Annotated in this window: 26 protein-coding genes; 14 read left to right on the plus strand and 12 right to left on the minus strand. The window is 35.0% G+C overall.

What is annotated here, in order from left to right; translation table 11 throughout:
- Positions 1 to 834 (plus strand): dipeptidyl-peptidase 3 family protein (locus VNJ50_RS10110; protein ID WP_414652885.1); only part of this gene is annotated, 834 nt, incomplete at its 5' end.
- Between the two features lie 94 nt (positions 835 to 928).
- On the opposite strand, the gene VNJ50_RS10115 is transcribed toward VNJ50_RS10110, so the two are convergent.
- On the minus strand, positions 929 to 1,114 hold the full coding sequence (locus VNJ50_RS10115; protein ID WP_325581484.1) for a hypothetical protein: 186 nt from the start codon (positions 1,112 to 1,114) through the stop codon (positions 929 to 931).
- Between the two features lie 401 nt (positions 1,115 to 1,515).
- Here VNJ50_RS10115 and VNJ50_RS10120 point away from each other — a divergent pair, with 401 nt between their 5' ends.
- Positions 1,516 to 1,902, plus strand: coding sequence for a nucleoside triphosphate pyrophosphohydrolase family protein (locus tag VNJ50_RS10120; protein WP_325581486.1), 387 nt, complete (start codon positions 1,516 to 1,518; stop codon positions 1,900 to 1,902).
- Between the two features lie 86 nt (positions 1,903 to 1,988).
- Here the strand turns inward: VNJ50_RS10120 and VNJ50_RS10125 are convergent, their stop codons facing one another.
- Positions 1,989 to 3,056, minus strand: coding sequence for a branched-chain amino acid aminotransferase (locus VNJ50_RS10125; protein WP_325581488.1), 1,068 nt, complete (start codon positions 3,054 to 3,056; stop codon positions 1,989 to 1,991).
- 113 nt (positions 3,057 to 3,169) lie between these two features.
- On the opposite strand from VNJ50_RS10125, the gene VNJ50_RS10130 reads away from it, so the two are divergent.
- From VNJ50_RS10130 to VNJ50_RS10170, 9 genes are all read left to right on the plus strand, one after another.
- Positions 3,170 to 3,676 carry a DUF4920 domain-containing protein gene (locus VNJ50_RS10130; protein ID WP_325581490.1) on the plus strand — a complete coding sequence of 169 codons (507 nt, stop codon included), beginning with the start codon at positions 3,170 to 3,172 and terminating at the stop codon, positions 3,674 to 3,676.
- Positions 3,677 to 3,726: 50 nt separating this feature from the next.
- Positions 3,727 to 4,404, plus strand: a complete 678-nt coding sequence (mnmD, locus tag VNJ50_RS10135) for a tRNA (5-methylaminomethyl-2-thiouridine)(34)-methyltransferase MnmD (RefSeq protein ID WP_325581531.1) — start codon at positions 3,727 to 3,729, stop codon at positions 4,402 to 4,404.
- Positions 4,405 to 4,536: 132 nt separating this feature from the next.
- Entirely contained in the window at positions 4,537 to 5,442 is a 906-nt protein-coding gene (locus VNJ50_RS10140) for a TIGR01777 family oxidoreductase (RefSeq protein WP_325581492.1), read from the plus strand.
- Between the two features lie 234 nt (positions 5,443 to 5,676).
- Entirely contained in the window at positions 5,677 to 6,219 is a 543-nt protein-coding gene (locus tag VNJ50_RS10145; RefSeq protein ID WP_325581494.1) for a nucleotide exchange factor GrpE, read from the plus strand.
- Between the two features lie 32 nt (positions 6,220 to 6,251).
- Positions 6,252 to 7,367: a molecular chaperone DnaJ gene (gene dnaJ / locus VNJ50_RS10150; protein ID WP_325581496.1), complete on the plus strand. Its 1,116-nt coding sequence runs from the start codon at positions 6,252 to 6,254 to the stop codon at positions 7,365 to 7,367.
- Positions 7,368 to 7,610: 243 nt separating this feature from the next.
- Positions 7,611 to 8,546: an ABC transporter ATP-binding protein gene (locus VNJ50_RS10155; protein ID WP_325581498.1), complete on the plus strand. Its 936-nt coding sequence runs from the start codon at positions 7,611 to 7,613 to the stop codon at positions 8,544 to 8,546.
- 1 nt (position 8,547) lies between these two features.
- Positions 8,548 to 9,861 carry an ABC transporter permease gene (locus VNJ50_RS10160; RefSeq protein WP_325581500.1) on the plus strand — a complete coding sequence of 438 codons (1,314 nt, stop codon included), beginning with the start codon at positions 8,548 to 8,550 and terminating at the stop codon, positions 9,859 to 9,861.
- Positions 9,862 to 10,026: 165 nt separating this feature from the next.
- Entirely contained in the window at positions 10,027 to 11,190 is a 1,164-nt protein-coding gene (locus VNJ50_RS10165; protein WP_325581502.1) for a sigma-54 dependent transcriptional regulator, read from the plus strand.
- Between the two features lie 65 nt (positions 11,191 to 11,255).
- Positions 11,256 to 12,134 (plus strand): PPK2 family polyphosphate kinase, encoded by an 879-nt coding sequence (locus VNJ50_RS10170; protein ID WP_325581504.1) that lies wholly within the window; start codon positions 11,256 to 11,258, stop codon positions 12,132 to 12,134.
- An 81-nt stretch (positions 12,135 to 12,215) separates the two neighbouring features.
- On the opposite strand, the gene VNJ50_RS10175 is transcribed toward VNJ50_RS10170, so the two are convergent.
- Together VNJ50_RS10175 and lysA are read right to left on the minus strand one after the other, a co-directional pair.
- Positions 12,216 to 13,235 (minus strand): AI-2E family transporter, encoded by a 1,020-nt coding sequence (locus VNJ50_RS10175; RefSeq protein ID WP_325581505.1) that lies wholly within the window; start codon positions 13,233 to 13,235, stop codon positions 12,216 to 12,218.
- A gap of 95 nt (positions 13,236 to 13,330) precedes the next feature.
- The gene (lysA, locus tag VNJ50_RS10180; RefSeq protein WP_325581507.1) at positions 13,331 to 14,539 is read right to left on the minus strand and encodes a diaminopimelate decarboxylase; all 1,209 of its coding nucleotides are present in this window, start codon (positions 14,537 to 14,539) and stop codon (positions 13,331 to 13,333) included.
- A 261-nt stretch (positions 14,540 to 14,800) separates the two neighbouring features.
- On the opposite strand from lysA, the gene sucC reads away from it, so the two are divergent.
- Positions 14,801 to 15,991, plus strand: coding sequence for an ADP-forming succinate--CoA ligase subunit beta (sucC, locus tag VNJ50_RS10185; protein WP_325581509.1), 1,191 nt, complete (start codon positions 14,801 to 14,803; stop codon positions 15,989 to 15,991).
- Positions 15,992 to 16,062: 71 nt separating this feature from the next.
- On the opposite strand, the gene VNJ50_RS10190 is transcribed toward sucC, so the two are convergent.
- Entirely contained in the window at positions 16,063 to 16,320 is a 258-nt protein-coding gene (locus VNJ50_RS10190) for a DUF1456 family protein (protein ID WP_325581511.1), read from the minus strand.
- Positions 16,321 to 16,838: 518 nt separating this feature from the next.
- Between VNJ50_RS10190 and VNJ50_RS10195 the strand changes: the two genes are divergently transcribed.
- A complete protein-coding gene (locus tag VNJ50_RS10195) occupies positions 16,839 to 17,240 on the plus strand; it encodes a TerB family tellurite resistance protein (protein ID WP_325581513.1) in 402 nt (133 codons plus the stop codon).
- A 460-nt stretch (positions 17,241 to 17,700) separates the two neighbouring features.
- On the opposite strand, the gene uvrB is transcribed toward VNJ50_RS10195, so the two are convergent.
- From uvrB to VNJ50_RS10210, 3 genes are all read right to left on the minus strand, one after another.
- Positions 17,701 to 19,707: an excinuclease ABC subunit UvrB gene (gene uvrB, locus VNJ50_RS10200; protein ID WP_325581515.1), complete on the minus strand. Its 2,007-nt coding sequence runs from the start codon at positions 19,705 to 19,707 to the stop codon at positions 17,701 to 17,703.
- 181 nt (positions 19,708 to 19,888) lie between these two features.
- Positions 19,889 to 20,713 (minus strand): ABC transporter permease, encoded by an 825-nt coding sequence (locus VNJ50_RS10205; protein ID WP_325581517.1) that lies wholly within the window; start codon positions 20,711 to 20,713, stop codon positions 19,889 to 19,891.
- Between the two features lie 18 nt (positions 20,714 to 20,731).
- On the minus strand, positions 20,732 to 21,628 hold the full coding sequence (locus VNJ50_RS10210) for an ABC transporter ATP-binding protein (RefSeq protein ID WP_325581519.1): 897 nt from the start codon (positions 21,626 to 21,628) through the stop codon (positions 20,732 to 20,734).
- A 98-nt stretch (positions 21,629 to 21,726) separates the two neighbouring features.
- On the opposite strand from VNJ50_RS10210, the gene VNJ50_RS10215 reads away from it, so the two are divergent.
- The gene (locus VNJ50_RS10215) at positions 21,727 to 22,788 is read left to right on the plus strand and encodes a hypothetical protein (protein WP_325581521.1); all 1,062 of its coding nucleotides are present in this window, start codon (positions 21,727 to 21,729) and stop codon (positions 22,786 to 22,788) included.
- Positions 22,789 to 22,885: 97 nt separating this feature from the next.
- Here the strand turns inward: VNJ50_RS10215 and VNJ50_RS10220 are convergent, their stop codons facing one another.
- From VNJ50_RS10220 to VNJ50_RS10235, 4 genes are all read right to left on the minus strand, one after another.
- Entirely contained in the window at positions 22,886 to 23,416 is a 531-nt protein-coding gene (locus VNJ50_RS10220; protein WP_325581523.1) for an IS1096 element passenger TnpR family protein, read from the minus strand.
- Positions 23,417 to 23,453: 37 nt separating this feature from the next.
- Positions 23,454 to 24,476 carry a COX15/CtaA family protein gene (locus VNJ50_RS10225; RefSeq protein WP_325581525.1) on the minus strand — a complete coding sequence of 341 codons (1,023 nt, stop codon included), beginning with the start codon at positions 24,474 to 24,476 and terminating at the stop codon, positions 23,454 to 23,456.
- Between the two features lie 138 nt (positions 24,477 to 24,614).
- Complete coding sequence (locus VNJ50_RS10230) at positions 24,615 to 26,033, minus strand: CCA tRNA nucleotidyltransferase (protein ID WP_325581527.1); 1,419 nt, start codon at positions 26,031 to 26,033, stop codon at positions 24,615 to 24,617.
- 17 nt (positions 26,034 to 26,050) lie between these two features.
- Positions 26,051 to 26,236, minus strand: a 186-nt coding sequence (locus VNJ50_RS10235) for a GxxExxY protein (protein ID WP_325581529.1), incomplete at its 5' end; no start/stop codon positions are given.

Here is a 26,236-nt window from a genome sequence, read left to right on the forward strand (position 1 = left end):
TCCGTTTCTCTCGGAAACATTATTGAAGCTTATGGCAATGCCGGAAGTGCTGGCAGAGTACAAGAATTTGTTAATGATGCGGAAGAACTGGAACTTGAAAAGAATTATGGTTCGCAAGCCGATAAATTACATACAGCATTGCATGAAGTGATTGGTCATGCGTCCGGTCAGTTGAATCCTGGCGTTGGCGAAACTAAAGAAACACTTAAAAATTATGCATCCACTTTAGAGGAAGGCCGTGCAGATTTGGTAGGACTGTATTATTTGTACAATCCAAAACTACAGGAGCTTGGTTTGGTTGACGATTGGAAAAAAACTGGAATGGCTGCTTATGACCGTTACATTCGCAACGGTTTAATGATGCAATTGATTCGATTGAATTTAGGTGATGACGTGGTGCAAGCGCACATGAGAAACCGAATGTGGGTGAGTGCTTGGGTTTTTGATAAAGGTCAGAAAGATAATGTTATCGAAAAAATTACACGTGATGGAAAAACATACTACAATATTAACGATTATGAAAAACTACATGATCTTTTTGGCCAATTGTTACGTGAAACTCAACGTATCAAGTCAGAAGGCGATTATAAGGCGGTAGAAACTTTAGTAGAAACTTACGGCGTTAAAGTGGATCAAGATCTTCACAGAGAAATTTTGAAAAGAAACGAGCAATTTCCTGATGCACCATACAGCGGATTTGTAAATCCTGTTTTGGTGCCAGAATTGGATGCAAATGGTGAGATAACCGCTGTAAAGGTAACCCAACCAGAATCGTTTCCGGCTCAGATGTTGGAGTACGGTAAAACTTATAGTTTTTTGAAGGAAGAGAATTAACTGAATAAAGTTAATTCTAAAAGCAAATAAAAGCAGGATGTTCTAAAATGTCTTGCTTTTGTTTTATAAACCTATTTCAAAAGATCTGGGAATATTAAGCAAATAAGGATTTAGCAGCAGTAATCATTATAATAAAAGCAATAAATGCAACAAGGATCCAGATGCTTCCTTTGTAGTATTTTTGGTGAAGTTTTAAATCTTTACGATACGTATAAACAATAACGACAATAAAAACCGTCGCAAACAAAATCGCAAAAACTATTTGGCCGTTTGATAACATATAATAATTTTTGTGCAAAATTACTGAAACCTTTTAGAACCTGTACAAGTTATTCTTAAAATGGTAAATTACCATGTGTGTTTTTTAAATCTTATCATTACAGCTGTTTTCTATATTCGCTAGATTACTTTTTTTTGATTATTCCTGAAGATAAAAATGACTAGGAAAGATGAAAAATATGTTAATCAATTTGGTGTTTGGTGCATGTGTAAAATATTATTTTGAAAAATGCTTTTTTAACAGAGGTCATATTATTTATCAGTCTATCAAACTCATGCATTTGAGACATTGATTTTCAAAGATCCAATAGATAAGTTAAATTAAAATTAGTGGATGATGTAGTTTGTGATTCGGTTGATTGTTTTTTAAAATTAAAAAACCAGTATATAAATTTAATTATTATGAAGAAAAAAATAGAGGCTGTTAAAGCCTTTCATTCGGCTTTTAAACTTGATTATAGGGAAACTCCAAAAGCCGATTTGGGCATAAATAAAAACATGCTCCGTTACAAGTTAATGAGAGAGGAGAATGAGGAATATTTGGAAGCTGCAAATGCCAATGATTTGGTGGAGGTGGCCGATGCGTTGGGGGATATGCTTTATATATTGTGCGGCACCATTATAGAACATGGCATGCAGCATAAAATTGATGAGGTTTTTGACGAAATCCAGAAGAGTAATATGAGCAAATTGGGAGAAGATGGCGAACCTATTTATCGCGAGGACGGAAAAGTCCTTAAAGGACCAAATTACTTTATGCCAAATATTTCTAAAATATTGAATTCTTAGAACTTATAGTTATCAAATAAAAAAATTCCAAATCCCAAGTGAAACTTACAGGGATTTGGAATTTTGATTTATGGATTGCGTAAAAATTACACTTCAAATCTCCAGCCATGTTTATCCTCGGCCAAGTTGTGCTGAATGTTTAGCATTTTGTCTTTTAGCAGTTCAGCGTATGAATTTTCAATGTTTGGTAATTCAAAAAGCTCCTCGATATGTTCAAAAGCTGAAAACGGACTAATAATAGCAGCAGTTCCTGCTCCAAAAACTTCTTTTAAAGTGCCATTTTTAGAAGCTTCCTTAATTTCGGTAACGGTTATGGATCTCACTTCTACCTTAATGTTATTATCTTCAGCCAATTGAATAAGACTTTTTCTGGTGATGCCATCCAAGATTCTATCACTGATTGGAGCCGTAATTAAGGTGTCATTTATTCTGAAGAAAACGTTCATTGTCCCAGCTTCTTCAAGTTTTTGATGAGTGTCCGCATCAGTCCAAATAACTTGCTGGAAACCTTTTTTCTGAGCTAAAATTGTTGGGTAAAACTGTGCTGCGTAGTTACCTGCTGCTTTTGCAAAACCTACACCGCCATTGGCAGATCTACTGTATTTTTCAGCAACCAATACACGAATTTTTTCGGTATAATAAGCACTCGCTGGCGAGCAAATAATCATAAATCTATAATTATTTGAAGGTGACGCTGAGATTGCTGAATCTGTTGCAATAATAAAAGGTCGGATGTAGAGTGAATTGCCTTTTCCTGGCTTGATCCAATCACTGTCCAATTTGAGCAAGTTAGTTAGTCCTTCAAAAAAGTATTCTTTTGGAAATGCTGGCATTGCCAAACGTGCTGCAGATTTGTTGATTCGGTTAAAATTGTCTTCTGGCCTAAACATCCAAACTTTTCCATTATCGTCTTTGTAAGCTTTCATTCCTTCAAAAACCGCCTGGCCATAATGGAATACCCTTGCCGAAGGATCCATGGACATGGCTTGATAAGGTATAATTTTTGGCGTTTGCCATTCATTGTTTTCAAAATCACATATAAACATATGGTCAGTAAATATCCTGCCAAATATTAAATTATTAAAATCTACATCGTTAATTTTTGTAGTATCAGATTTTACGATATCGATTGCGTTTGAGCCTTGTTTTGTCATGTTGTCTTGTTTAATTTTGCAAACTTAGTTATTTCTTGCAGTATAAAAAACCAAAACTTTGTTTAAAAAAAGTTATATTTGACTCACAAATGTTTTAATTAGATGAATTAATTATGAAAAAATATCTTATAGTTTTTGGAGTCATGTTCTCCATAATAGCTTGTAAAACTGAGGATAAGAAGCTGGAAGTGGCAGAAGTAGAAAAGGAGGTTGTTAACTATACTTCCATTGGAGCAGCAATTACTGCCGATGCTGCTAAATCAATTTCAGAAATGGCCGAAACCTATAAATCCATTCGTAGCGGAGATACCATTAGCACTAAAATGGTTGGTGTTGTAGATGAGGTGTGTCAAAATAAAGGCTGTTGGATGAAGATCAATATGGAAGATGGCGAGCAAATAATGGTTAAGTTTAAGGATTATGGATTTTTTATGCCTAAAGATATTGCAGGACAGGAAGTCATCCTTAACGGAAAAGCCTTTATAAATGAAGTTCCTGTTGATGAATTGCGTCATTATGCAGAAGATGCAGGAAAATCAGCTGAAGAAATAGCTGCCATAACAGAACCCAAAGCGACCATGTCTTTTGAAGCTGATGGTGTATTGATAAAAAGCGAATAGTTCTGCAACGTCAAATAATTACAACGGCGGATGGTTCAAAAACCATCCAAATTAAAGAATGGAATGAGCAGTACCATTCTGTTCATGGGGCTATACAAGAGGCAAACTATGTGTACATTACACAGGGTTTGCTTTTTTGTTTTGATCGAATTTTGTCAAGGTATTCTGATCAGCCAGAAAAGATTATGGACAGGCAATTTCCTGGGCTATCTATTCTGGAGATCGGTTTTGGAACAGGTCTGAATGCTTTTTTAACTTTACTTAAAGCTGATGAATATCGAATAGAAACCAATTACATTGGTGTTGAAGCATACCCAATTTCTTCTGACGAAGTGCTGGCTTTAAATTATGTGGACGAACTCCATGTATCAGAAAGAAATGTTCTTTTCGATAAAATGCATGACTTGCCGTGGGAAACTGAAACCCGATTGTCAACTTATTTTACACTTCAAAAACAGCATAAGTTTTTTGAAGATATTACAGCAAAGGACCAATTCGACCTAATTTATTTTGATGCCTTTGGAGCGCGCGTGCAACCCGAGTTATGGACAGAAGATATTTTTAAAATTATGTTTGAAGCTTTGAAGGAAAATGGTGTCTTGGTGACATATGCCGCCAAAGGCAGTGTGCGTCGTGCTATGCAGGCCGTTGGTTTTATGGTTGAAAAACTCCCTGGGCCACCAGGAAAACGAGAAATGTTGAGAGCACTAAAGTTGGTTAATTGTTGATGTTGAAGATGCCGAATACCTCTAGCTGGTTTCCAATTTTAGAATAAAGATATGTTAATTCTGTTAAACCTAATCTAAAGTGGTTAACAATGAAAATTCAATTGGTTAATTTTATAAAAAGTACAGCAATTGATGAAGATATTAATTACAGGAGCTACAGGTTTAGTTGGGAAGGAAATTGTAAAAAGATGTCATGAACAAGATATTTCGGTGCATTATCTGACCACTTCAAAAGACAAAATTAAAACCGAAACTCATTATAAAGGATTTTATTGGGATCCGAAAATAAATCAAATAGATACAAAATGTTTTGAAGGAGTGGATGCCATTATCAATTTGGCGGGTGCTCCCATTGCAAAAAGATGGTCTAAGACGTATAAGCAGGAAATTTTAAATAGCCGGATCCAAGCATTACATTGTCTAAAAAACGGATTATCTGTCATAAAGGATCATCATGTTAAGCATATTGTTTCTGCTAGCGCTATAGGGTTTTATCCACATTCATTTACCAATTATTACGATGAATCTTGGAGTTCGGCATCACCAACATTTTTAGGTGAAGTGACATCGGCTTGGGAAAACGCCGTTGACGAATTCAAAGAATTGGGGCTTTTCGTTTCTAAAATAAGAATAGGTTTGGTTTTAGATAAAAACGAAGGTGCGCTCCCGCAAATGGCAAAGCCAACAAGTTTTGGATTGGGTGCAGCTTTTGGTAAAGGAGAGCAGTGGCAATCATGGATTCATGTTTATGATTTGTCACAGATGTTTGTTTTTCTTATTCAAAATGAATTGGATGGAATTTATAATGGCGTGGCACCAAATCCTGTGACTAATATTGAACTTACGAAAGCTATTGCCAAAGCATTGCGAAAACCGTTGTTTTTACCCGGAATACCTAAAGTTGTATTGAAGTGCATTTTGGGAGATATGCATATCTTGTTATATGAAAGCCAGCGGGTATGTTCAAATAAAATTAGAGAATCGGGTTTTAATTTTACCTACCCAAATGTTCAACCCGCCTTAGACGAAATATTGTGATTATCCTCAAATGAGCTTTTATTCTTAACTAAAAGCTGTATTTCCGTGTCTTTAATGAATGTGTCGTTGCTTTAAACGATAGATTTAAAAGTAACCACGAATTTAATATTGAATTATTCATCAAAGCATTCTTAAAAACACCTCAAAAAAATATGTTGTGACATTTTGGCATTTTTTGAATAATGGCAGTACTTTTGCAAATCCAAAAAGAAGTTAAAATTGGAGGTCAAAAATATGAGCAAAAAAGATAAAGTTAAAGACGTTGAAATGAACGTTGAAGAGACTGTAAATGAAACGATTAATGAGTCTTCTCAAACTGAAGAACTGAATGTTGAAGACCAGTTGAAAGAAGAATTGGGCAAAGAAAAAGATAAGTTTTTAAGACTTTTTGCAGAGTTTGAGAATTATAAAAAACGAACAACAAAGGAACGTTTAGAATTGTTTAAAACAGCTGGGCAAGAGGTTATCTTATCGCTTTTACCAGTTTTAGATGATTTTGACAGAGCTATTATTGAAATTTCAAAAACTCAGGACAATGAGCTTTTAGAAGGTGTGAAACTTATTCGTAACAAGTTTAAGAGTACGCTTAATAGCAAAGGCCTGGAAGAAATGGAAGTTGAGGTAGGTCACGCTTTTGATGCTGATGCGCATGATGCCATTACTCAAATACCTGCGCCTTCTGATGATTTGAAAGGGAAAATTGTTGATATTGTTGAAAAAGGCTATAAACTTGGAGATAAAGTGATTCGTTATCCTAAAGTTATTACAGGATTTTAATCAAACGAATTATTATTTAGAAATATCATGCAATGAAGGAAGATTATTACGACATATTAAAGATTGACAAAAGGGCGACAGCAGCTGAGATTAAAAAAGCCTACAGGAAAAAAGCGATTAAGTACCATCCTGATAAAAATCCAGATAATAAGGAAGCTGAAGAAATGTTCAAAAAAGCAGCTGAAGCTTATGAGGTGTTGAGCGATCCGGACAAGAAAGCACGCTATGACCAATTTGGCCATCAAGCATTTCAAGGTGGAGGGTTCAACGGTGGCGGTATGAACATGGATGACATTTTTAGTCAGTTTGGTGATATTTTTGGCGGTGGTTTTGGCGGTGGAGGGTTCTCAGGTTTTGGCGGCGGTTTTGGTCAACAAAGACGTGTTAAAGGGAGTAATTTAAGAATTAGGATTACTTTGACCCTAGAGGAAATAGCAAACGGTGTTGAGAAAAAACTAAAAGTAAAACGTAAAGTTCAAGCATCCGGAACTACTTATAAAACCTGTTCAACTTGTAATGGATCTGGTCAAGTAACTCGAATTGCAAATACTATCTTAGGACGTATGCAGACTTCTTCGCCATGTCCGACGTGTGATGGTGCAGGGGAAATGATCGATAAAAGACCAGCCAATGCAGATGCACAAGGATTGATCCTTCAGGAAGAAACAGTTACTGTTAAAATTCCGGCGGGCGTAGTGGATGGCATGCAATTAAAGGTAACCGGTAAAGGTAATGAAGCACCAGGAAATGGTATTTCGGGCGATTTATTGGTGGCTATCCAGGAAGAGGAGCATAGCAGTTTAAAACGTGATGGCGATAATTTGCATTATGACTTGTACGTAAGTTTGCCTGATGCTGTTTTGGGTACGAGCCAAGAAATTGATACCGTTACAGGAAAAGTGCGCATTAAGATTGAGCCTGGTGTGCAGTCTGGTAAAATTTTACGTTTAAGAGGTAAAGGTATACCAAGTGTCAATGGTTATGGAAAAGGAGATTTGCTGGTCCATATTAATGTTTGGACTCCAAAAACCTTAAATAAAGAGCAAAAAGATTTCTTTGAAAGTATGCGAAATGATGAACATTTTGAGCCAAAACCAGAGAGTTCTGATAAATCATTTTTTGAAAAAGTGAAAGATATGTTTTCATAAACACTAATAATGAAAAATTATGTTATATTTGAACATCATTAATTAATTTTAGTGATATTTTTCTTTTTCATAGCAATTTTTTCCCATCCTTGATTTTATTAAGGGTGGGTTTTGTTTTTTAGGACCTTTCGTAATTTAAATTTTAATGTTTTAAAGTTAAAAATATAAGGATATATGCATTTCTTCGATCTAACATTTAATATATTTACAATTCAATTCACCCAACTAATCAAACATTAATTTATGGACAATTTATTAGTTGCTAATTCGATTTCCAAAAATTTTGGAGATTTTAAAGCACTAAATGAAGTTTCTATTGCTGTTCCAAAAGGAAGTATATTTGGACTGTTAGGACCCAATGGCGCTGGTAAAACCACGCTTATCCGAATTATTAATCAAATTACAATGCCCGATTCTGGGTCAGTAATTTTAGACGGACAGCCTTTAAAGCCGGAAAATGTTAGGGATATTGGATATTTGCCAGAAGAACGCGGCCTTTATAAATCCATGAAGGTGGGTGAACAGGCTCTGTATTTGGCACAGCTAAAAGGACTCTCAAAAAATGAAGCTAAGGAACGGCTCAAATACTGGTTTGATCGGTTGGAAATTGGCGATTGGTGGAACAAAAAAATCCAAGAACTCAGTAAAGGTCAGGCACAAAAAATCCAATTTATCGTAACGGTGCTCCATCAACCTAAATTATTGATATTTGATGAGCCTTTTTCTGGTTTTGACCCTATTAATGCGTCACTTATTAAAGATGAAATCCTTCAGTTGAGGGATGAAGGGGCAACGGTTATTTTTTCAACGCATCGTATGGAGTCTGTTGAAGAATTGTGCGATCATATTGCACTCATCCATAAATCAAATAAGGTTTTAGATGGCAAGTTGACAGATATCAAACGCATGTTCAAAACCAATACTTTTGAAGTTGGCCTACAAGCTTCAAATCCTGAAGAAGCGACCAACATCACCAATATTATTAGTGAGAAATTTGAAGTCTTTCCTGCAACATTCAGAAACTTAAACAATGACATTAAGTTTAATGTAAAATTGCCTGAACGCACATCTCCAAATGATTTATTGAGTTTTTTAACTTCAAAAGCCGAAATTCATCATTTTGTTGAAGTCATTCCAAGTGCTAATGATATTTTTATTCAAACTGTAAAAAATAATTAAAATGAACCATTTACCGCTCATTATAAAAAGAGAGTATTTGAATAAAGTGCGCAACAGATCGTTTGTTGTTATGACCTTCTTGAGTCCAATTGTGATGATTGCCTTGGTGGCCGTTGTAGCATATTTGTCTCAAGTCAACAATGATAAAAAACGTTCCATTTCAATTTTGGATGAAACAAGTGTTGTGGGCGATGTTTTTGAAAATACAGAAAACACCACCTATGTAGCGCTTAAGGACATATCTTTTGAAACGGCAAAAGAACTCGTTAAAGCGCAAAAAGCTTTTGGATTATTGTATATTAAGAAAAGTTCGGATACTACTAAATTGGTTGAATCATTTAATTTTTATTCCGACGAATCTCCTTCTGTATCGGTAATTTCAAGTTTGGAACGTCGTATTGAAAAACGTATGTCTGATATTAAACTGCAAAATAATGGCGTGGACATGGCGCAGATCCAAGCAGCAAAAACAACGGTAAATATTGATCAAGAAACTTTTGGTGGAGAAAAAACCTCTAAAGTTGATAGTTATTTAAAATTGGCTTTTGGCGGTGCTGCAGGTTATTTGCTGTTTATGTTTATTATCATATATGGCAACATGATCATGAGAAGTGTCATTGAGGAAAAAACCAGTCGCATCATTGAAGTCATTATTTCTTCGGTAAAACCCATTCAGTTGATGATGGGTAAAATTATAGGCACTTCGTTGGCTGGCATAACACAATTTGTGATTTGGATTTTGTTGGGAGGTGTGTTACTTTTTTTGGTGACTGCAATTTTTGGAATTGATTTGGCTCAAATCCAATCGCCACAACAAGAAATGATTAATCAGGCGATCGCTAATTCTAATGCACAAAATGTGGCTCAAGACATTATTACCGGATTTGTTAATTTGCCAATTTTAAATCTGTGTTTGGCCTTTTTGTTCTTCTTTATTGGGGGCTATCTTTTGTACAGCTCACTATATGCTGCCATAGGCGCTGCAGTGGATAATGAAACCGATACACAGCAATTTATGATGCCTATTATCATGCCACTTGTCTTGGCGGTTTATGTTGGAGTTTTTACGGTTATTGAAGATCCTCATGGCACAATTTCAACCATATTTTCATTTATACCTTTAACGTCGCCAGTGGTTATGCTAATGAGAATACCTTTTGGTGTTCCTGTTTGGCAACAAATATTGTCGTTTGCACTGTTGGTCATCACTTTTGTATGTGTGGTCTGGTTTGCAGCTAAAATTTACCGTGTCGGAATTTTGATGTACGGGAAAAAGCCAACTTATAAAGAGTTGTTCAAGTGGCTTAAATATTGATTCAATTTGCAAGTAAACTTGTTGGTGTCAATTAGGAATCTTATTTTACAGAATGTCTTTGGTATTAAAGAAGGATTTTATTCCGTGTTTTATCGCAATACTAAGGATAAGTTATGAACGTTAGAGGTGAAAAACTATTTGATCACCTCAATTTAAATCATTGAAATGCCAAAAATATTAGTAATAGAAGACGAAGCAAGCGTTAGGAGAGTTCTGGTAAAAATTTTAACTGAAGAAAATGATACTTATCAAGTAGATGAAGCAGAGGATGGGTTAGCAGGACTGGAGAAAATAAAAAAGGAGGATTACGATCTTATTCTTTGTGATATAAAAATGCCAAAAATGGATGGCGTTGAGGTTTTGGAAACCGCTAAAAAGTTAAAACCTGAAAGTACCATTGTTATGATTTCAGGTCATGGTGATCTGGATACTGCCATTAATACCATGCGTCTTGGCGCTTTTGACTATATCTCAAAACCACCCGATTTAAATAGACTTCTCAATACGGTCAGGATTGCCTTGGACCGAAAGGAATTGGTAGTTGAAAATAAAATGCTGAAGAAAAAAGTCAGTAAAAACTACGAAATGATTGGTGAAAGTAAGGCCATTGCCCACATCAAGGATATGATTGAAAAGGTGGCTGCAACAGACGCCAGGGTGCTTATTACAGGGCCGAATGGAACAGGAAAAGAACTTGTGGCACACTGGCTTCACGAAAAGAGCGACCGTTCTAATGGTCCTTTAATAGAGGTCAATTGTGCGGCAATCCCGTCAGAATTAATAGAAAGCGAGTTGTTTGGCCATGTTAAAGGCGCGTTTACAAGTGCGGTAAAAGATCGGGCTGGTAAATTTGAAGCCGCTAATGGTGGCACTCTTTTTTTAGATGAAATTGGTGATATGAGCCTTTCCGCGCAAGCAAAAGTGCTTAGGGCATTACAAGAAAGTCGGGTGCAACGGGTAGGTAGTGATAAAGATATAAAAGTAGATGTGCGTGTTGTTGCGGCAACCAATAAAAATTTGACCAAAGAAATTGAAGAAGGACGTTTTAGGGAAGATTTGTATCATCGATTGGCCGTTATTCTAATTCAAGTTCCGCAATTGAACGATCGAAGAGAAGATATTCCATTATTGGTCTCTCATTTTGCAAATCAAATAGCCGAACAAAATGGAACTGTTGCAAAAAAATTTTCCACAAAAGCTATCAAGCTGTTGCAAGAATATGATTGGACAGGAAATATTAGGGAATTGAGAAATGTGGTAGAACGTCTTATTATTTTAGGTGAAAATGAAGTTAGTGAAAACGACGTAAAGCTTTTCGCATCCAAATAAAATCTAATAAAAACACTAAATCATGCTATTCCACAGTCAGTTTAGTGTTTCTGAAGCTATAGGGTATGAAAAATATTGATATTAGTGAATTTAAGGTTTCAAGTTCAATTTCGATACACGATCTGAAAACCGAATATAATATTGGCATATCAAAAGCCGAAATTAAAACCGAATTAAAGAAGGTTCGGAAAGAGCTTGGCAAAATCCAGGACGTGATGTATGCGCATGGCAAATATGCCGTACTGATTTGTTTGCAAGGTATGGATACGGCGGGGAAAGACAGTTTAATTAGGGAATTGTTTAAGGATTTTAATTCGCGTGGCGTAGTTGTCCACAGTTTTAAAGTGCCTACAAACTTGGAGTTAAAACACGATTTTTTATGGCGTCATTATATAGCACTTCCTGAACGCGGTAAGTTTGGTGTTTTTAATCGGACGCATTATGAAAATGTTTTAGTGACCAAAGTCCATCCATATTTTGTCTTGAACGAAAAACTTCCAACCATTAATTCCATTGATGATATTGATGATGATTTTTGGGAAAATCGGTATGAGGATATTGATAGTTTTGAGGAGCATATTTCAAAAAATGGAACGCTTATTTATAAATTCTTTTTAAATATTTCCAAAAAAGAACAAAAAAACAGGTTGTTAAGACGTTTGAACCGCGAAGAAAAAAACTGGAAATTTTCTCCGGATGATTTAAAAGAACGTGCGCTTTGGGATAAGTATATGGAGGCTTACGAAGAACTTCTTAAAAAAACATCAAAACCTCATGCACCTTGGTATGTCATTCCTTGCGATGATAAAAATACTTCACGTTATATTGTGGCTCGAGTTTTATACGATACTTTAAAAACCTATACGGACATTAAAGAACCAGAGTTGGATGATGACATAAAAGCCAATATTGATATATACAAGAAGCAATTGGAAAAAGAATAAGAATTTGTCGTAAATAAATATCTTATGCTTTTTGTTTTATGACTATTTAAACGGTTTTTAAGCTCGTGTTTGATAAAGTACTTATAAAGATGTGTTTTTCGAGTATTCTTTTTTATAAACACTTACTAAAGCAATAAACAAACTGATTAATAAGGGTCCAAAAATCAATCCGATAAAACCAAAGATGGGCACGCCAACAATGACGCCAATTAATGTAATTAAAGGATGTACGTCGTCTAGTTTTTTAAGAACATAAAGTCGGATAACATTATCTGTTGTTCCCACAACAACAATTCCGTAGATTAAAATGGCCCATGCTTGAAAAGTTTCTCCAGATGAAAGACTGATAAGAAACACGGGAAAAATTCCAACAAAAGTACCAACAAATGGAATCATGGAACCAATGGTAACAATGACAAACCAGAAAAAAGGTTCTTCGACCCCAAAAATCAAAAAACCAATCAGTGCAATAATACCTTGTGCAAGTGCAACTAACGGGATGCCAATAGCGTTAGATCGGACGACGGCTTGCATTTCATTTCCCACATCTTTAACGTTTTCGTTGGCTAATGGCAAATAGTCAATTAAAGTTTCGCGAAGTGCCCTTCTATTGGTCAGCATATAGTAAAGTAAGAAATACATAAGGCCAATAGCAATAAAGGCGTTAAAAGTGCCTCCTACAACATTTTGTAATTTATCTGAAACCCATGAAGTTATAGCAGTTGTGTCAATTTTGGAAGTGATATCAAAACCAAGATAATGTTGTACTTTATTCAGTTGGTCTTTTACCGCATCTACTACTTGCCCACTATTGTTTACGGCACGGCCAATTTTATTGCTCAGCATCCAAATAACACCACCTATTGGAAGAAGAATACCAATAAAAGACAAAAACATGATAAAAAATGCAGCAAATGATGGGTTCCATTTTTTGCGTACTATCAGTATAGTCATCCACTTTCTAAAAAGGACATAAATGGTGACAGCACCAAGAACGCCTGTTAGATACGGAAGCATTTCCCTGAAAATCAAACTTCCCATGAAGAACAAAACAAATATCAGGAAAATTTGACGGATAATTTTGACCGGTATAACATTCATATTGAAATATTTTAAGAAATGCAGAAATTTGGATTTAAATAATAAGCAAGTTTATGAGATTCTGTCGCAAAAAATAATTTCAAACGCTAGAATATTTAACTCAATTCAATCTCAATTTGATTTTTTAATATATCGTCAAAAGTTTCGCGTTTTCTGATTAAATGAGCTTTTTTGTTATGCCATAACACTTCTGCAGGTCTGTAGCGCGAGTTGTAATTACTGGACATTGAAAAACAATAAGCCCCCGCATTTTTAAAGCAAAGAATGTCGCCTTCATTAATTTCTGAAATTCTAATATTATTGGCAAAAGTATCGGTCTCACAGATATAACCTACAACCGAGTAGAAGCGCTCACGGCCACTAGGGTTTGAAATATTGATTATGTCGTGCTGGGCGCCATATAGCATTGGTCTGATCAAATGGTTAAAGCCAGAGTCAACTTGTGCAAAAACAGTAGAAGTAGTTTGTTTTACCACATTTACTTTCACTAAAAAAACGCCAGCTTCACTGACCAGAAATTTTCCGGGTTCGAAAGCTAAGGTTAATTCTTTGCCGTATTTTTTACAAAAGTTGTTGAAGCGTTGCGTTAGTTTTTCTCCTAACTCTTCAATATTGGTTTCAATATCGCCATCTTTGTAAGGTACTTTAAAACCAGATCCAAAATCGATAAACTCTAAGTTTTTAAAATTCAACGCCGTATCAAATAAAATTTCACTGGCTTGAAGAAAAACATCGATATCAAGAATATCACTTCCGGTATGCATGTGTACACCATTGATATTCATTTTTGTGTTTTCAACAATGCGTAGCAACAGAGGAATTTGATGAATTGAAATTCCAAATTTGCTGTCAATATGGCCTACAGAAATATTGGTGTTACCGCCTGCCATAATGTGCGGGTTTATGCGGATGCAAACAGGTGTTTTAGGATGACGTGTTCCAAATTGTTCTAATATTGATAGATTATCGATATTTATTTGCACGCCAAGTTTTGCTACCTGTTCAATTTCTTCAAGTGATACACCATTTGGTGTATATATGATTTGTTCTGGCAAAAAACCTGCTTTTAATCCTAATGTAACTTCTTGGATAGACACAGTATCCAATCCCGAACCCAGCGTTTTTAAAAATTTTAGTACAGAGATATTGGATAAAGCCTTTACTGCATAATTGATTTTAAGGTGTTTAACCTTACCAAAAGCTGTTGTTAAACGTTTGTATTGCGTTGCAATTTTTTCTGTATCATATATATAAACAGGACTTTCAAAGTCTTTGGCAATTTGAAGTAAGGTTTTTGTTTCCATTTTTAGTGTTGAAAATTTAAAATAAGCGTAAAACTAATTTCTTTTTTTAATCAAACATAAAGAAAAGTGTAAAACTGACATGATTTTTTGGCCGGTCCTATCAATCCTTATAAACAATGGTCGATTTTATTGGTTAAAACATTTAACTTGATTACTTTTGTGACCATTAAATTTTTATCGATTTGATAGAAATTAAAAATAAATTTAACAATCCTCCCGATAGCTATTGAATCTGGGAAATGACAAAATAAACAATTAAAGATGAATTTACACGAGTATCAAGGAAAAGATATTTTAAGCAGTTTTGGAGTACGTATCCAACGTGGTATTGTCGCAAAAAACGCCAATGAAGCTGTTACGGCAGCAAAACAATTGACCGCTGAAACCGGGACAAGTTGGTACGTGGTTAAAGCTCAAATTCATGCCGGTGGCCGTGGAAAAGGTGGTGGCGTAAAATTGGCTAAGAACCTTAAAGAAGTTGAAGAAATTGCAGGTAATATTATTGGTATGCAATTGATAACGCCTCAGACTTCTGCTGAAGGAAAAAAAGTTCATCAGGTATTGATCGCCGAAGATGTTTATTATCCAGGCCCAAGTGAAACTAGCGAGTTTTATGTGTCCGTGCTTTTAAATAGAGGTACAGGGCGTAATATGATTATGTATTCTACTGAAGGTGGAATGGATATTGAAACCGTTGCTGAAGAAACGCCACATTTGATTTTTACAGAAGAAATTGATCCTGCTGTGGGTATTTTGCCATTCCAAGCAAGACGTGTAGCTTTTAATCTCGGTCTAGAAGGCAATGCTTTTAAAGAAATGACCAAATTTATTACCAGTCTTTATATGGCTTATGATAAATCGGATGCGTCTTTATTTGAAATCAACCCTGTGTTGAAAACAAGTGATGATAAAATTATTGCTGTAGATGCTAAAGTTACCATTGATGACAATGCATTATACAGACATAAAGATTATTTGGATTTGCGTGATTTACGTGAAGAAAGTGCTATTGAAGTAGAAGCGGGTGCTTTAGGTCTGAACTATGTAGATTTAGATGGTAACGTTGGCTGTATGGTAAATGGTGCAGGTTTGGCAATGGCTACTATGGACTTGATCAAACAAGCCGGTGGAGAGCCAGCAAACTTCTTGGATGTTGGAGGTACTGCTGATGCCGCGCGTGTTGAAGCTGCGTTCAGTATTATTCTAAAAGATCCAGCGGTAAAAGCTATTTTGATTAATATTTTTGGTGGTATTGTACGTTGTGACAGAGTTGCACAAGGTGTGATTGATGCTTATAAAAACATGGGAACCATCAATGTGCCAATTATCGTAAGATTGCAGGGTACTAATGCTGATATCGCTAAAAAGATGCTTGACGATTCGGGCTTAGATCTTTTAAGTGCTACTGAATTTCAAGAAGCTGCCGATAAAGTACAGGCTGTTTTAGCTTAAGTTAATTGTAATATATACTCAAGACCTAACAGGTTCCGATAGCTATCGGGCTGTTAGGTCTTTTTTTGTCACTAATTTTCGTTTTTAGGCTTTCCTTTTTCAACTTTTTTGGGCATTGGTCCTCGCATATGAATGACCAACCCATTGAGGAAATTACGTAATATTTGATCACCACATTCCTTGTAATTAGGATGGTCTTCTTTTCTGAAAAATGCGCCCAATTCACTTTTAGAAATCCTGAAATCTACCAGTTCTAAAATTTTCACGATTTCGTCATCTCTTAGTTGAAGCGCGACACGTAGTTTTTTAAAAATATCATTGTTCGTCATAATAAAGCTATTATTGTGTTGTCCGTTATTTGTTGTAGGTTTTCTGTTTCCGTCAATTGATAATCGGGAATCCTAATCAAAAATACGATTACAGAACTAGAAGTGGGCTAAAACGCATTGGGATTTTAATTTTTCTTTTAAAATATAAAAGATTCTCAATTAGAAATGATTTTTTGTAGTTAATATACCATGACGATTGAAATATTCTTTATGCGTCTTGAATTTAAAGAGTCATTAACGTTTAGGCAATATGTATGATGCTTTCTGGTTCAGATGGTAAATTTGAAAATAGATTAGGATAACCGTTCATCGAAAGTAGAATTTGATTGGCATAAAATCGGTGAAATACATTTTGTTTTTAAATTGTTTATTATCAGTTAATTAAATTTTTTATATATGTGAAAGTAATAAAAACACGTTGAACTACAATTTAGTTTTCGATAAGCTACTCACAATCAACGATTATCAAAATGTTATTCTCGTTAACTTTATTTCAATAAAATATGACTACTGTGAATATGATAAATCGTGTAGAAAAATTGAGTCTTTTGTCAGAAATGATTGCTTTCGCTCAAACGGATTCTTCTATAAAAACCATAGAATATAAATTCCTTTTAGGTGTAGCCAAGCAATTGGAAATATCTCAAGAAGATTTTGATTATTTGTTTGAATTTCCAGTCAATTATGTGCATTTAAAATCGCACAGTGAGCGGATCGTTCAATTTCATCGGCTGGTTTTGTTGATGAATCTGAATCAGAATATTTCAGATAAAGAACTTCGAAAATTACATAATTTTGGATTGCGAATGGGATTAGGCCATGAATCCATAAATCGTGTTCTTGATTTGATGGAAAGTTTTCCTAATAAAATTGTACCGCCAGATTTCTTGATTGATATTTTTAAGGTACAGTATAATTAGAGGGTACTTTTTAGTGGGTAGTTTTTAATTTTGTCTATACCTGTTTTCTTCCTTATTTAGTGTTTTTATGGAACGCTGATGACACTGATTTTACTGATTTCCGCTGATTCTATATGCAAAGGACATAAGGTTCGTACTGAACCGTTAATTTTAAATGATGTCTTTAATTTTTTACTACTAATTTTCTAATACTCATCCCTAATACCCATTTTATCATTTTCTGAATCCAAGCATCAATATTCTTTCATCGCAAAAGCTTCGAACGGACAGTTAATGTGGATTATGCGTTAAAATCTATACTCTATTTTCTATATTTTACTGATTTTCAGTTGATTTTAACTGATGTCTTTAATTTTCCACTACTAATTTTCTAATACTCATCCCTAATACCTCATCCCTAATACAAATACTCTATTGTCTAGATTCTATACTCTATTTTCTAATCTCGATCCTCTTGCGACTACCCTCTAATCATCTCCTCCAACTTGCCTTGGTAGGCTTTAATTTCGTCACGTACTTTTGCAGCTACAATAAAATCAAGTGCTTTTGCAGCTTGCTCCATAAGTTTGCGTTTTTCTCTGATTTTCTTTTCCAATTGTTCTTTGGTCAGATAATCACTTTCAGGTTCTGCCGCTTTTATCGCTTCTATTTCATAACTATAGGTGCTTACTGAATTTTTAGACAATACATTATCCAAACTTTTGTTTAGTGCAGTTGGGGTAATATTGTGTTTTGTATTGTATGCAATTTGTTTTTCGCGTCGGTAATTGGTGTCGTCTATTGTTTTTTGCATACTGTTGGTCATTTTGTCAGCATACATGATCGCTTTTCCATTTAAGTGTCTTGCAGCTCTTCCTACAGTTTGTGTCAATGACCGTGTAGAACGTAAAAAACCTTCTTTATCGGCATCCAAAATGGCTACTAGAGAAACTTCGGGCAGGTCTAATCCTTCACGTAAAAGATTGACGCCAACAAGTACGTCAAAGAGTCCTTTGCGGAGGTCTTGCATAATTTCCACGCGTTCTAAAGTGTCAACATCACTATGAATGTAGCGCACTCTAATCTGTATTCTGTCCAAGTATTTGGTCAATTCTTCGGCCATTCGTTTCGTTAAGGTCGTGACCAGAACACGTTCATCTTTTTCAACACGTTGATTAATTTCTTCAATCAGATCATCAATTTGGTTCAAACTTGGCCGTACTTCAATGATAGGATCCAACAGACCAGTCGGTCGAATTAATTGCTCTACATAAACACCATCACTTTTTTGTAATTCATAATCTGCTGGAGTGGCACTTACATAAATAACCTGATTTTGCATGCTTTCAAACTCTTCAAATTTTAAAGGGCGATTGTCCATTGCTGCTGGAAGTCGGAATCCGTATTCCACCAGGTTTTCCTTTCGACTTCTATCGCCGCCATACATAGCATGTACTTGCGAAATGGTGACGTGGCTTTCATCAACGACCATCAAATAATCCTCTGGAAAATAATCGAGCAAACAGAAAGGACGTGTTCCTGGCAAACGACCATCCAGATAGCGCGAATAATTTTCAATCCCCGAACAATAACCAAGTTCCCTGATCATTTCCAAATCAAACTCAGTCCGTTCTTTCAGTCGTTTTGCTTCCAGATGTTTACCTATTTCTTTAAAATAATCGTATTGCTTGACCAAATCATCTTGAATTTCCCGTATCGCACCTTGAAGTACTTCTGGCGACGTCACAAACATATTGGCAGGATAGATATTGATCCTTTCATAGATTTCAATGACCTTATTGTTAAGAACATCAAAAGCTTCGATTTCTTCAATTTCATCTCCAAAAAAATGGATACGCACACCATAATCGGCATATCCAGGGAAAATATCAATGGTATCCCCTTTAATTCTGAAATTCCCATGATTAAAATCCGCTTCAGTTCTTGAATAAAGACTTTGTACCAGGCGATGCAATAATTTTGTTCTTGAAATAACCTGATCTCTATGAAGGGTAATCACGTTTTTCTGAAATTCCACTGGATTCCCAATTCCGTATAAACAAGACACTGAAGCTACTACAATAACATCACGTCTTCCCGAAAGTAGGGAAGATGTGGTGCTTAAGCGCATCTTTTCAATTTCTTCATTGATGGACAAATCCTTTTCAATATATAAACCGGTTACAGGAATGTAAGCTTCGGGTTGGTAATAATCATAATAAGACACAAAATATTCGACGGCATTGTCAGGAAAAAACTGTTTAAATTCCGAATATAATTGCGCTGCCAAGGTTTTATTATGTGCTAAAACCAAGGTTGGCCGCTGTACTTCTTCAATGACATTGGCAACGGTAAATGTTTTACCAGATCCTGTAACGCCTAGTAAAGTTTGGTATTTGTCGTTATTTAAAATGCCCTTAGAAAGTTGCTTAATCGCCAATGGCTGATCACCAGTAGGTTTAAACTCTGATTTGATTTTGAATTTCATATTACAAATTTAACCAAAGTTTTTTGAAGAATAAATGCTATTTTCAATAACATCTTCCTGAAAATCAAGAACTCGATTTGACGATAAATAAATTTGAAAATAAAGGATTAGGATTATTTTTGCCCTTATTTTATAGTGATTTTAAAAGAAATATTTTGATTTTAAGGGGATTATCAGATAATTATAAATCACGTCGTTTCAACAAAATATAAGATAAATACACAAATATGGCGGTCCATCCCAATACAATTGCAATTTCATACCACTGCACGGCATAATTATAGCTCAAATCAATCTTTTCAGGATATTTTGTCATAATAATACGTTGAAAAGGTTGATCGATCAACTTGTACATCGATTCTAAAGGCAGAAAATTCTTTACTTTCCACGCCATTTCTGTACTTGAAGCGTTTAGAACAATGGCAAAAATTATCCATTCAAAAATGTAAAGTATAAAGATAAATGCCAATGCAAAAGCGGAGCGTTTAATAAGCATTCCGAAGAATAAACACAAACTGAAAAAGCCGACAAGTTTTATAAAATAGGCTAATAAAAACTCGGTTTCCTTAAATATAATGGATAATTCGGTATAACTTGAATAATAAAGTCCGATAAAAAACGAACCTAAACCAATTAAAATAGTGGCCAATAATGAAAAGAAAACAATGGTATAAAACTTAGAAAGCACAAATTCCTTTTTGCTCAATCCATCAATTAGGTTTTGCTTTATGGTTTTATTACTGTACTCGTTTCCTATCATACTTACAACTACAATCGCAAAAAAGAGTTTAAAATACGAAGCGAAAAAGGTGGTAATATGCCAGATGATCGGAAAATTAAAAATACCGAGCTCTCCCAATTCCAAAGTAAAAAAACCAAAGAAATTAATTTTGATGGAAGAAAGTATCAAAACCGTAAACGGCAAAATAAAGGAGATGAAAATCAGTACTTTATTAGCTTTGTTTAAAAGTAGTTTTTGAAGTTCTAAATTGACTAATCGTAACATAAATTTGGTTTTGATGGATTAATTGTTGTCGGTTAATTTAAGGAATTGCTCTTCCAGACTTTCTTTGCGTTTCACCAAATGTGAAAGCATAATGCCTTTTTCAAACATCAATTTATTAAATGTTGCGGCATCCATAGCTTTGTTTAAGATGGCGGTAATGAGTTCGCCCTCTTCCTTAATTTCTTTAAAATCGGGATTATCTTTAAGAAATTCCATCAAGCTTTCGTGCTGAGCGGATTTAAGTTCAAAAAAGCCAAAACTGGAAATCATTTCATCAACTCGGCCGGAATATAATTTTTCGCCTTTACGAAGAACGACGACATGCGAGCAAACTTTTTCAACTTCATCCAATAAATGTGAAGCCAATAAGATGGTGGTTCCTTCATTGGCAATTTTTTTGATCAACGTTCTGATTTGATGAATTCCTTGTGGATCCAGTCCGTTGGTTGGTTCATCCAAAATTAATATTTCGGGATCATTCAATAGGGCAGAAGCAATGGCCAAACGCTGTTTCATACCTAAAGAATAATTACTGAATTTGCTGTTTTTCCGATCTAAGAGACCAACAATTTCCAGTTTTTCATCAATCTTGGTATAATCCACTCCTTTTATTTTACAAACCAATTTTAAGTTTTGATAAGCCGTCATATAAGGATAGAAATTAGGATTCTCTATAATGGCACCTACTTTTTTTAAGGCATCATGTGGCGAAACTTGGCCTCCAAACCAACTAAAATCACCAGAAGTTTTATTGATAACACTTAGTACAATTCCTAAAGTTGTTGATTTTCCACTTCCGTTTGGGCCTAAAATGCCATAAACATTACCTTTTTTAATAGTAAATGATAAATCCTTGACTGCAGTTAGATATCCAAATTTTTTGGTAAGATGGTTTATGGTAAGAATGGTTTCCATGACATTTTTCCGATTGATTAGTTAGTTGTATGACGAGTGATGGTTAAATTTGTTACAAGTGTCATTATAAATTTTACATTTGGATAAACTCAAACTTTATGGACGATTTAAAAATATCTTTGCGCAAACCTTCATATCCTATTTCGGAAAAATTGCATAATTATCTTTCGGAATATAATAGAAATATTAAGTTGCCTATTTTTTATGATGATCTGCTGCGTTTTCAAGGTTCGGTTGTTTTGTATGATAAGAATGATAAAGATACGCTGTGGGTGCGGGTTTATTTTAATGAATTTGAACGGCAGGAAATCGATTTAAGTTTGAAAAAAGTCTATACACTTTTGCATTCTGATGGTAATGAGCGTACGATTCCGTTTTTAAATGTAGATGCCATTGATTATTGTACGTTTGGAAATTCAAAACCGTTTCGCATCAAAGTGAGGAATATCCTCAATGATAATTACAGCTATTTATATGTCAAAAAAGCGGATGCTTCGCGCATTTATGGGTTGGAATTGGAGCATATGTTGTCGCCCTATAATTTGAATTTTTTGGTATATGAAGATACTTTAATTGAAGAGCATATTGTTGGAATTCCTGGGGATGAATTTATTAAAAACATGCTGTCGAAATGTACGTCACTAGAAAAAGCACAAATTGCGAAAGAGTTTGTGAAATTTAATGAACGTTGTATGATCCGGCTTCTGGGCGATATGCGATCCTATAATTATGTGATTGTGCCAACGCACGATTTTGATCATGTGGTTTATAAAATCAGGGCGATTGATTTTGACCAACAAAGTTATGAAGGAAAATTTAATGTATATCGACCTCAGTTTTTTAAAGAGAATTATGAAATGGTAAAGTTGGTTCAAGAACGGTTTCAGAAGGAATCCATTGATCAATATAAATTGGAAGAACGTTCAATTATTGCCAAGCGATTAATGAGTTATCACGAGCGTATTAAGGAATTGTTGGATTGTATGATTAATGATACGCTTTCTACACCTGAGCATATCACACTTTTAAAAATGAAAATTTATGAATATACGCAAGATTTAAAATTCAAACGCAGTAAAAATATGGGTGAAATTGTAAAAAACGCTTTAGATTTTGTACAGCGCAATTATGAAAATGTGAATATGAGATATTTGAAGTAGGGGATTAGAGGGTAGGAAATAGAGGGTAGGATGTAGAAAATAGACTAGTTTTTGAAATGCCTAATAAGTAATAATATTAATAAAGAATATTTTTCTCTTAATTCCAGTTTTCGTCAAAATCTAGGCTTTCATAATCATCAACGTCAAAATCGTCATCAAAATCATCGCCATATTCGTCATAATCATCAAATTCATCATCTGATCTAAATGATTTTTCAGGTGCTTCTGTCGGAATTTGTCCATGTACAAACATGAGGTTCGGGTAATCAACACCTTTGGTTTCTTCAACTATTTCTGCCAATTCGACATAAAATGTCCACATGTTGAAAAAATCGTAAACATAAATTAATTTAGTTCTTTTTTCGTCAGAAACATCAGTAATAGTAGTTTCCGACATCAATCTCATGGTTTCATAACCTTCGCTTGTATCAAACATCGAGATTTCTTCACCTTGATTCCATTGATCATCACTCACATAAAAAGATGCCATTTCGATACCATCAAAACCAAAAGCTTGGGTGATACAATTATGGAGATCTTCCAAAGTATCGGTTTCACGGATTTCGATATCCCTAAAAACATCGTCTTCGGTATCGTTGTCAAGTACAATTCTAAATCTGTAAATCATGTTTGAAATTTTAATGGGTAAAGTTAAACTTTTTATGTTATCTACTAAAGCGATGTAATGCAAATGTCATGGCAGATAAGAGGAAAAATGCACCAACTTGATGTGCAACACCTAGCCATATTGGAACGCCATACATGATGGTGAACACGCCCAAAGCAAATTGAACACATACCAAAATAAGCAGGCTATTGACAGCTTGATCTTGCTGTTTGTTCAAAGTTAATTGTTTGCCGCGATACCAGATAATTCCTATAATTATCACGACCACATACGCAAGTGTCCGGTGGACAAACTGTATTCCGCTTGGGTTTTCTATAAAGTTTAAATACAAAGGATCTATGGCATAAGCAGATTCGTGCATGAATTTTCCTTCGTTCATAAATGGCCAATGATTGTGCAATAATCCTGCTTTTAATCCAGCAACAAAACCACCGTAGATAATTTGGACCAATAAAATTAAATAGCCTACAATAATTAGGTTTCTGAAACTTTTACTGATTGGCTTTTGCTTGATTGGAAATTTTAAATCCAAAGCGACCCAAAGTGTTGCAGCAAAGGTTAAGAATGCAGTGGTAAGATGCGCTGCCAATCTATAATGACTTACGTTTGGCATATCAACCAAACCGCTTTTAACCATATACCAACCTAAAAATCCTTGAAAAGCACCCAAAGCGAGTAAAACAATGCTTTTTTTTATGGTCTTTGAAGTGAGTTGTTTGGTAATAAGGAAATAAATAAACGGGAAAATAAAGACCAATCCAATTAATCGTCCCATAACCCGATGGAGCCATTCCCAAAAGTAAATCTCCTTAAAATCGGATAGCGTAAAATGCGAATGCAACTTTTGAAACTCAGGATATTGCTGATAAAGTGCAAAGGCTTCTTGCCATTCCGCTTCATTCAGTGGCGGAATGGTGCCGGTTATAAGTTTGTAATCGGAAATAGATAAACCAGAATCTGTTAATCTGGTAATGGCACCAATAATAACCATTATAAAAAGTAGTGCACAACCTGTTAAAAGCCAATACATGACTTTCTTATTATCTTTTTGCTTTGTCATTAATTTATGAATTTGAAATCGAAGTTGAAAATGAGTTTGAATTTCAAGTTGAACTTCGTTTTCGATTTTTTTATTAAACTAATCCCTAATCCCTAATCCCTAATCCATCAGTCTCAGTCATCGGTCAGTAATCCCATTTCAGCAATCACTAATCTTTAATCCCAAACGTTTCCCTTCTTTCAGCATTAATTCATAAGCTGCCGAATGCTCATTTGGGATATGGCCTTCTAAAATCGCTTCTTTAATAGCTTCTTTTATGACTCCAATTTCTCGCGATGGTTTTAAATTAAAAGCTTCCATGATTTCTTCACCCGAAATAGGAGGTTGAAAATTTCGTACTTGGTCGCGTTCTTCAACTTCAATAATTTTTTCTCTGACGAGTTTGAAATTGTTATGGTACTTTTTAAATTTATTTGGGTTTTTTGTGGTGATATCAGCTTCACATAAGATCATTAAATCATCCACATAATCGCCAGCATCAAAAACCAAACGCCGCACCGCAGAATCTGTAACATCTTGAGCCAAAACGATGGGTCTGGAACTCATGAACACCATTTTCTGGACAAATTTCATCTTATCATTTAATGGCATTTTCAAACGTTTAAACAAATGATACACCATCTTTGAGCCTTCAAACTCATGGCCATGGAAAGTCCAGCCTACTTTTTTATTAAACTTTTTTGTTGGTGCTTTTCCAATGTCGTGTAACAGTGCTGCCCATCGTAGCCAAACATCGTTGGTGTGCTTTGCTATATTATCAACAACTTCTAAGGTGTGATAAAAATTATCTTTGTGGCGTTGTCCTTCCTTTTCGTCAATTCCTTTTAAGGCAGTCAGTTCTGGTAAAATATAATGTAACAGCCCCGTTTGTTCCAGTAAAATAAAACCAACGGAAGGTTTATTGCTTTCAAGAATTTTATTTAGCTCAACAACAATGCGTTCATTGGTAATTATTTTAATGCGTTCGTTGTTTTTAGAGATGGCATCAAGTGATGTGCTTTCAATAGTAAAATCGAGTTGTGTCGCAAATCGGATGGCGCGTAGCATTCGCAATGGGTCATCGCTATACGTAATATCAGGATCTAATGGTGTTCTGATAATTTTTGCTTCCAAATCGTTGATGCCATTGAAAGGATCAAGTAAGTTGCCAAAATTTGATGAGCTTAAATCAATGGCCATCGCGTTAATTGTAAAATCACGACGATTTTGATCATCTTCTAAAGTACCGCTATCTACTATGGGATTACGGCTTTCTTGGGTGTAGGATTCTTTTCGTGCTCCAACAAATTCAATTTCAATGTCTTCATAACGCAACATGGCGGTACCATAAGTTTTGAAAATTTGAACTTTAGGACGGTTGGGAATATTCTTGGCTACCTGTTTGGCTAAGGCAATACCGCTGCCAATGGCCACGATGTCAATATCTTTATGTTGCCCACGATTAAGGATGTAATCTCTTACAAAACCGCCAATGACATAGGCATCAACTCCAATTTCTTCAGCTGATTGAGAGATGATCTTAAAAATAGGGTGATCTAAGGCTTCTTTGTTGTACATAATTCTTTACCGCAAATTCACAAATTATTTTTCTTAGTGTCTATAATCCTTTTGTACTCTAGAGAGTTTGAGTGGAAATTGGCTAGGATTGCTAGCTCATAACCTGAAATTTTTAGATAATTAATGCATTGATTATAGTGACTGGGATTAAAGCATTCAACCGTTTTTATTTCTAATATAATATTATTGAAGACAACGAAATC

It is taken from the genome of Gelidibacter sp., from assembly GCF_035577925.1.
Taxonomy (GTDB): Bacteria; Bacteroidota; Bacteroidia; order Flavobacteriales; family Flavobacteriaceae; genus Gelidibacter.

Bases quoted from the DNA above. Each gene is read 5' to 3' on its own strand.
- VNJ50_RS10210 (WP_325581519.1), bottom strand. From the start codon at position 21,628: ATGGAAACCATTCTTACCATAAACCATCTTACCAAAAAATTTGGATAT.
- VNJ50_RS10155 (WP_325581498.1), top strand. From the start codon at position 7,611: ATGGACAATTTATTAGTTGCTAATTCGATTTCCAAAAATTTTGGAGAT.
- lysA (WP_325581507.1), bottom strand. From the start codon at position 14,539: ATGGAAACAAAAACCTTACTTCAAATTGCCAAAGACTTTGAAAGTCCT.
- VNJ50_RS10175 (WP_325581505.1), bottom strand. From the start codon at position 13,235: ATGAATGTTATACCGGTCAAAATTATCCGTCAAATTTTCCTGATATTT.
- VNJ50_RS10130 (WP_325581490.1), top strand. From the start codon at position 3,170: ATGAAAAAATATCTTATAGTTTTTGGAGTCATGTTCTCCATAATAGCT.
- VNJ50_RS10145 (WP_325581494.1), top strand. From the start codon at position 5,677: ATGAGCAAAAAAGATAAAGTTAAAGACGTTGAAATGAACGTTGAAGAG.
- VNJ50_RS10205 (WP_325581517.1), bottom strand. From the start codon at position 20,713: ATGTTACGATTAGTCAATTTAGAACTTCAAAAACTACTTTTAAACAAA.
- VNJ50_RS10160 (WP_325581500.1), top strand. From the start codon at position 8,548: ATGAACCATTTACCGCTCATTATAAAAAGAGAGTATTTGAATAAAGTG.
- sucC (WP_325581509.1), top strand. From the start codon at position 14,801: ATGAATTTACACGAGTATCAAGGAAAAGATATTTTAAGCAGTTTTGGA.
- VNJ50_RS10230 (WP_325581527.1), bottom strand. From the start codon at position 26,033: ATGTACAACAAAGAAGCCTTAGATCACCCTATTTTTAAGATCATCTCT.
- VNJ50_RS10125 (WP_325581488.1), bottom strand. From the start codon at position 3,056: ATGACAAAACAAGGCTCAAACGCAATCGATATCGTAAAATCTGATACT.
- VNJ50_RS10195 (WP_325581513.1), top strand. From the start codon at position 16,839: ATGATAAATCGTGTAGAAAAATTGAGTCTTTTGTCAGAAATGATTGCT.
- VNJ50_RS10140 (WP_325581492.1), top strand. From the start codon at position 4,537: ATGAAGATATTAATTACAGGAGCTACAGGTTTAGTTGGGAAGGAAATT.
- VNJ50_RS10165 (WP_325581502.1), top strand. From the start codon at position 10,027: ATGCCAAAAATATTAGTAATAGAAGACGAAGCAAGCGTTAGGAGAGTT.
- uvrB (WP_325581515.1), bottom strand. From the start codon at position 19,707: ATGAAATTCAAAATCAAATCAGAGTTTAAACCTACTGGTGATCAGCCA.
- VNJ50_RS10215 (WP_325581521.1), top strand. From the start codon at position 21,727: ATGGACGATTTAAAAATATCTTTGCGCAAACCTTCATATCCTATTTCG.
- VNJ50_RS10225 (WP_325581525.1), bottom strand. From the start codon at position 24,476: ATGACAAAGCAAAAAGATAATAAGAAAGTCATGTATTGGCTTTTAACA.
- dnaJ (WP_325581496.1), top strand. From the start codon at position 6,252: ATGAAGGAAGATTATTACGACATATTAAAGATTGACAAAAGGGCGACA.
- VNJ50_RS10120 (WP_325581486.1), top strand. From the start codon at position 1,516: ATGAAGAAAAAAATAGAGGCTGTTAAAGCCTTTCATTCGGCTTTTAAA.
- VNJ50_RS10220 (WP_325581523.1), bottom strand. From the start codon at position 23,416: ATGATTTACAGATTTAGAATTGTACTTGACAACGATACCGAAGACGAT.
- VNJ50_RS10190 (WP_325581511.1), bottom strand. From the start codon at position 16,320: ATGACGAACAATGATATTTTTAAAAAACTACGTGTCGCGCTTCAACTA.
- VNJ50_RS10170 (WP_325581504.1), top strand. From the start codon at position 11,256: ATGAAAAATATTGATATTAGTGAATTTAAGGTTTCAAGTTCAATTTCG.
- VNJ50_RS10115 (WP_325581484.1), bottom strand. From the start codon at position 1,114: ATGTTATCAAACGGCCAAATAGTTTTTGCGATTTTGTTTGCGACGGTT.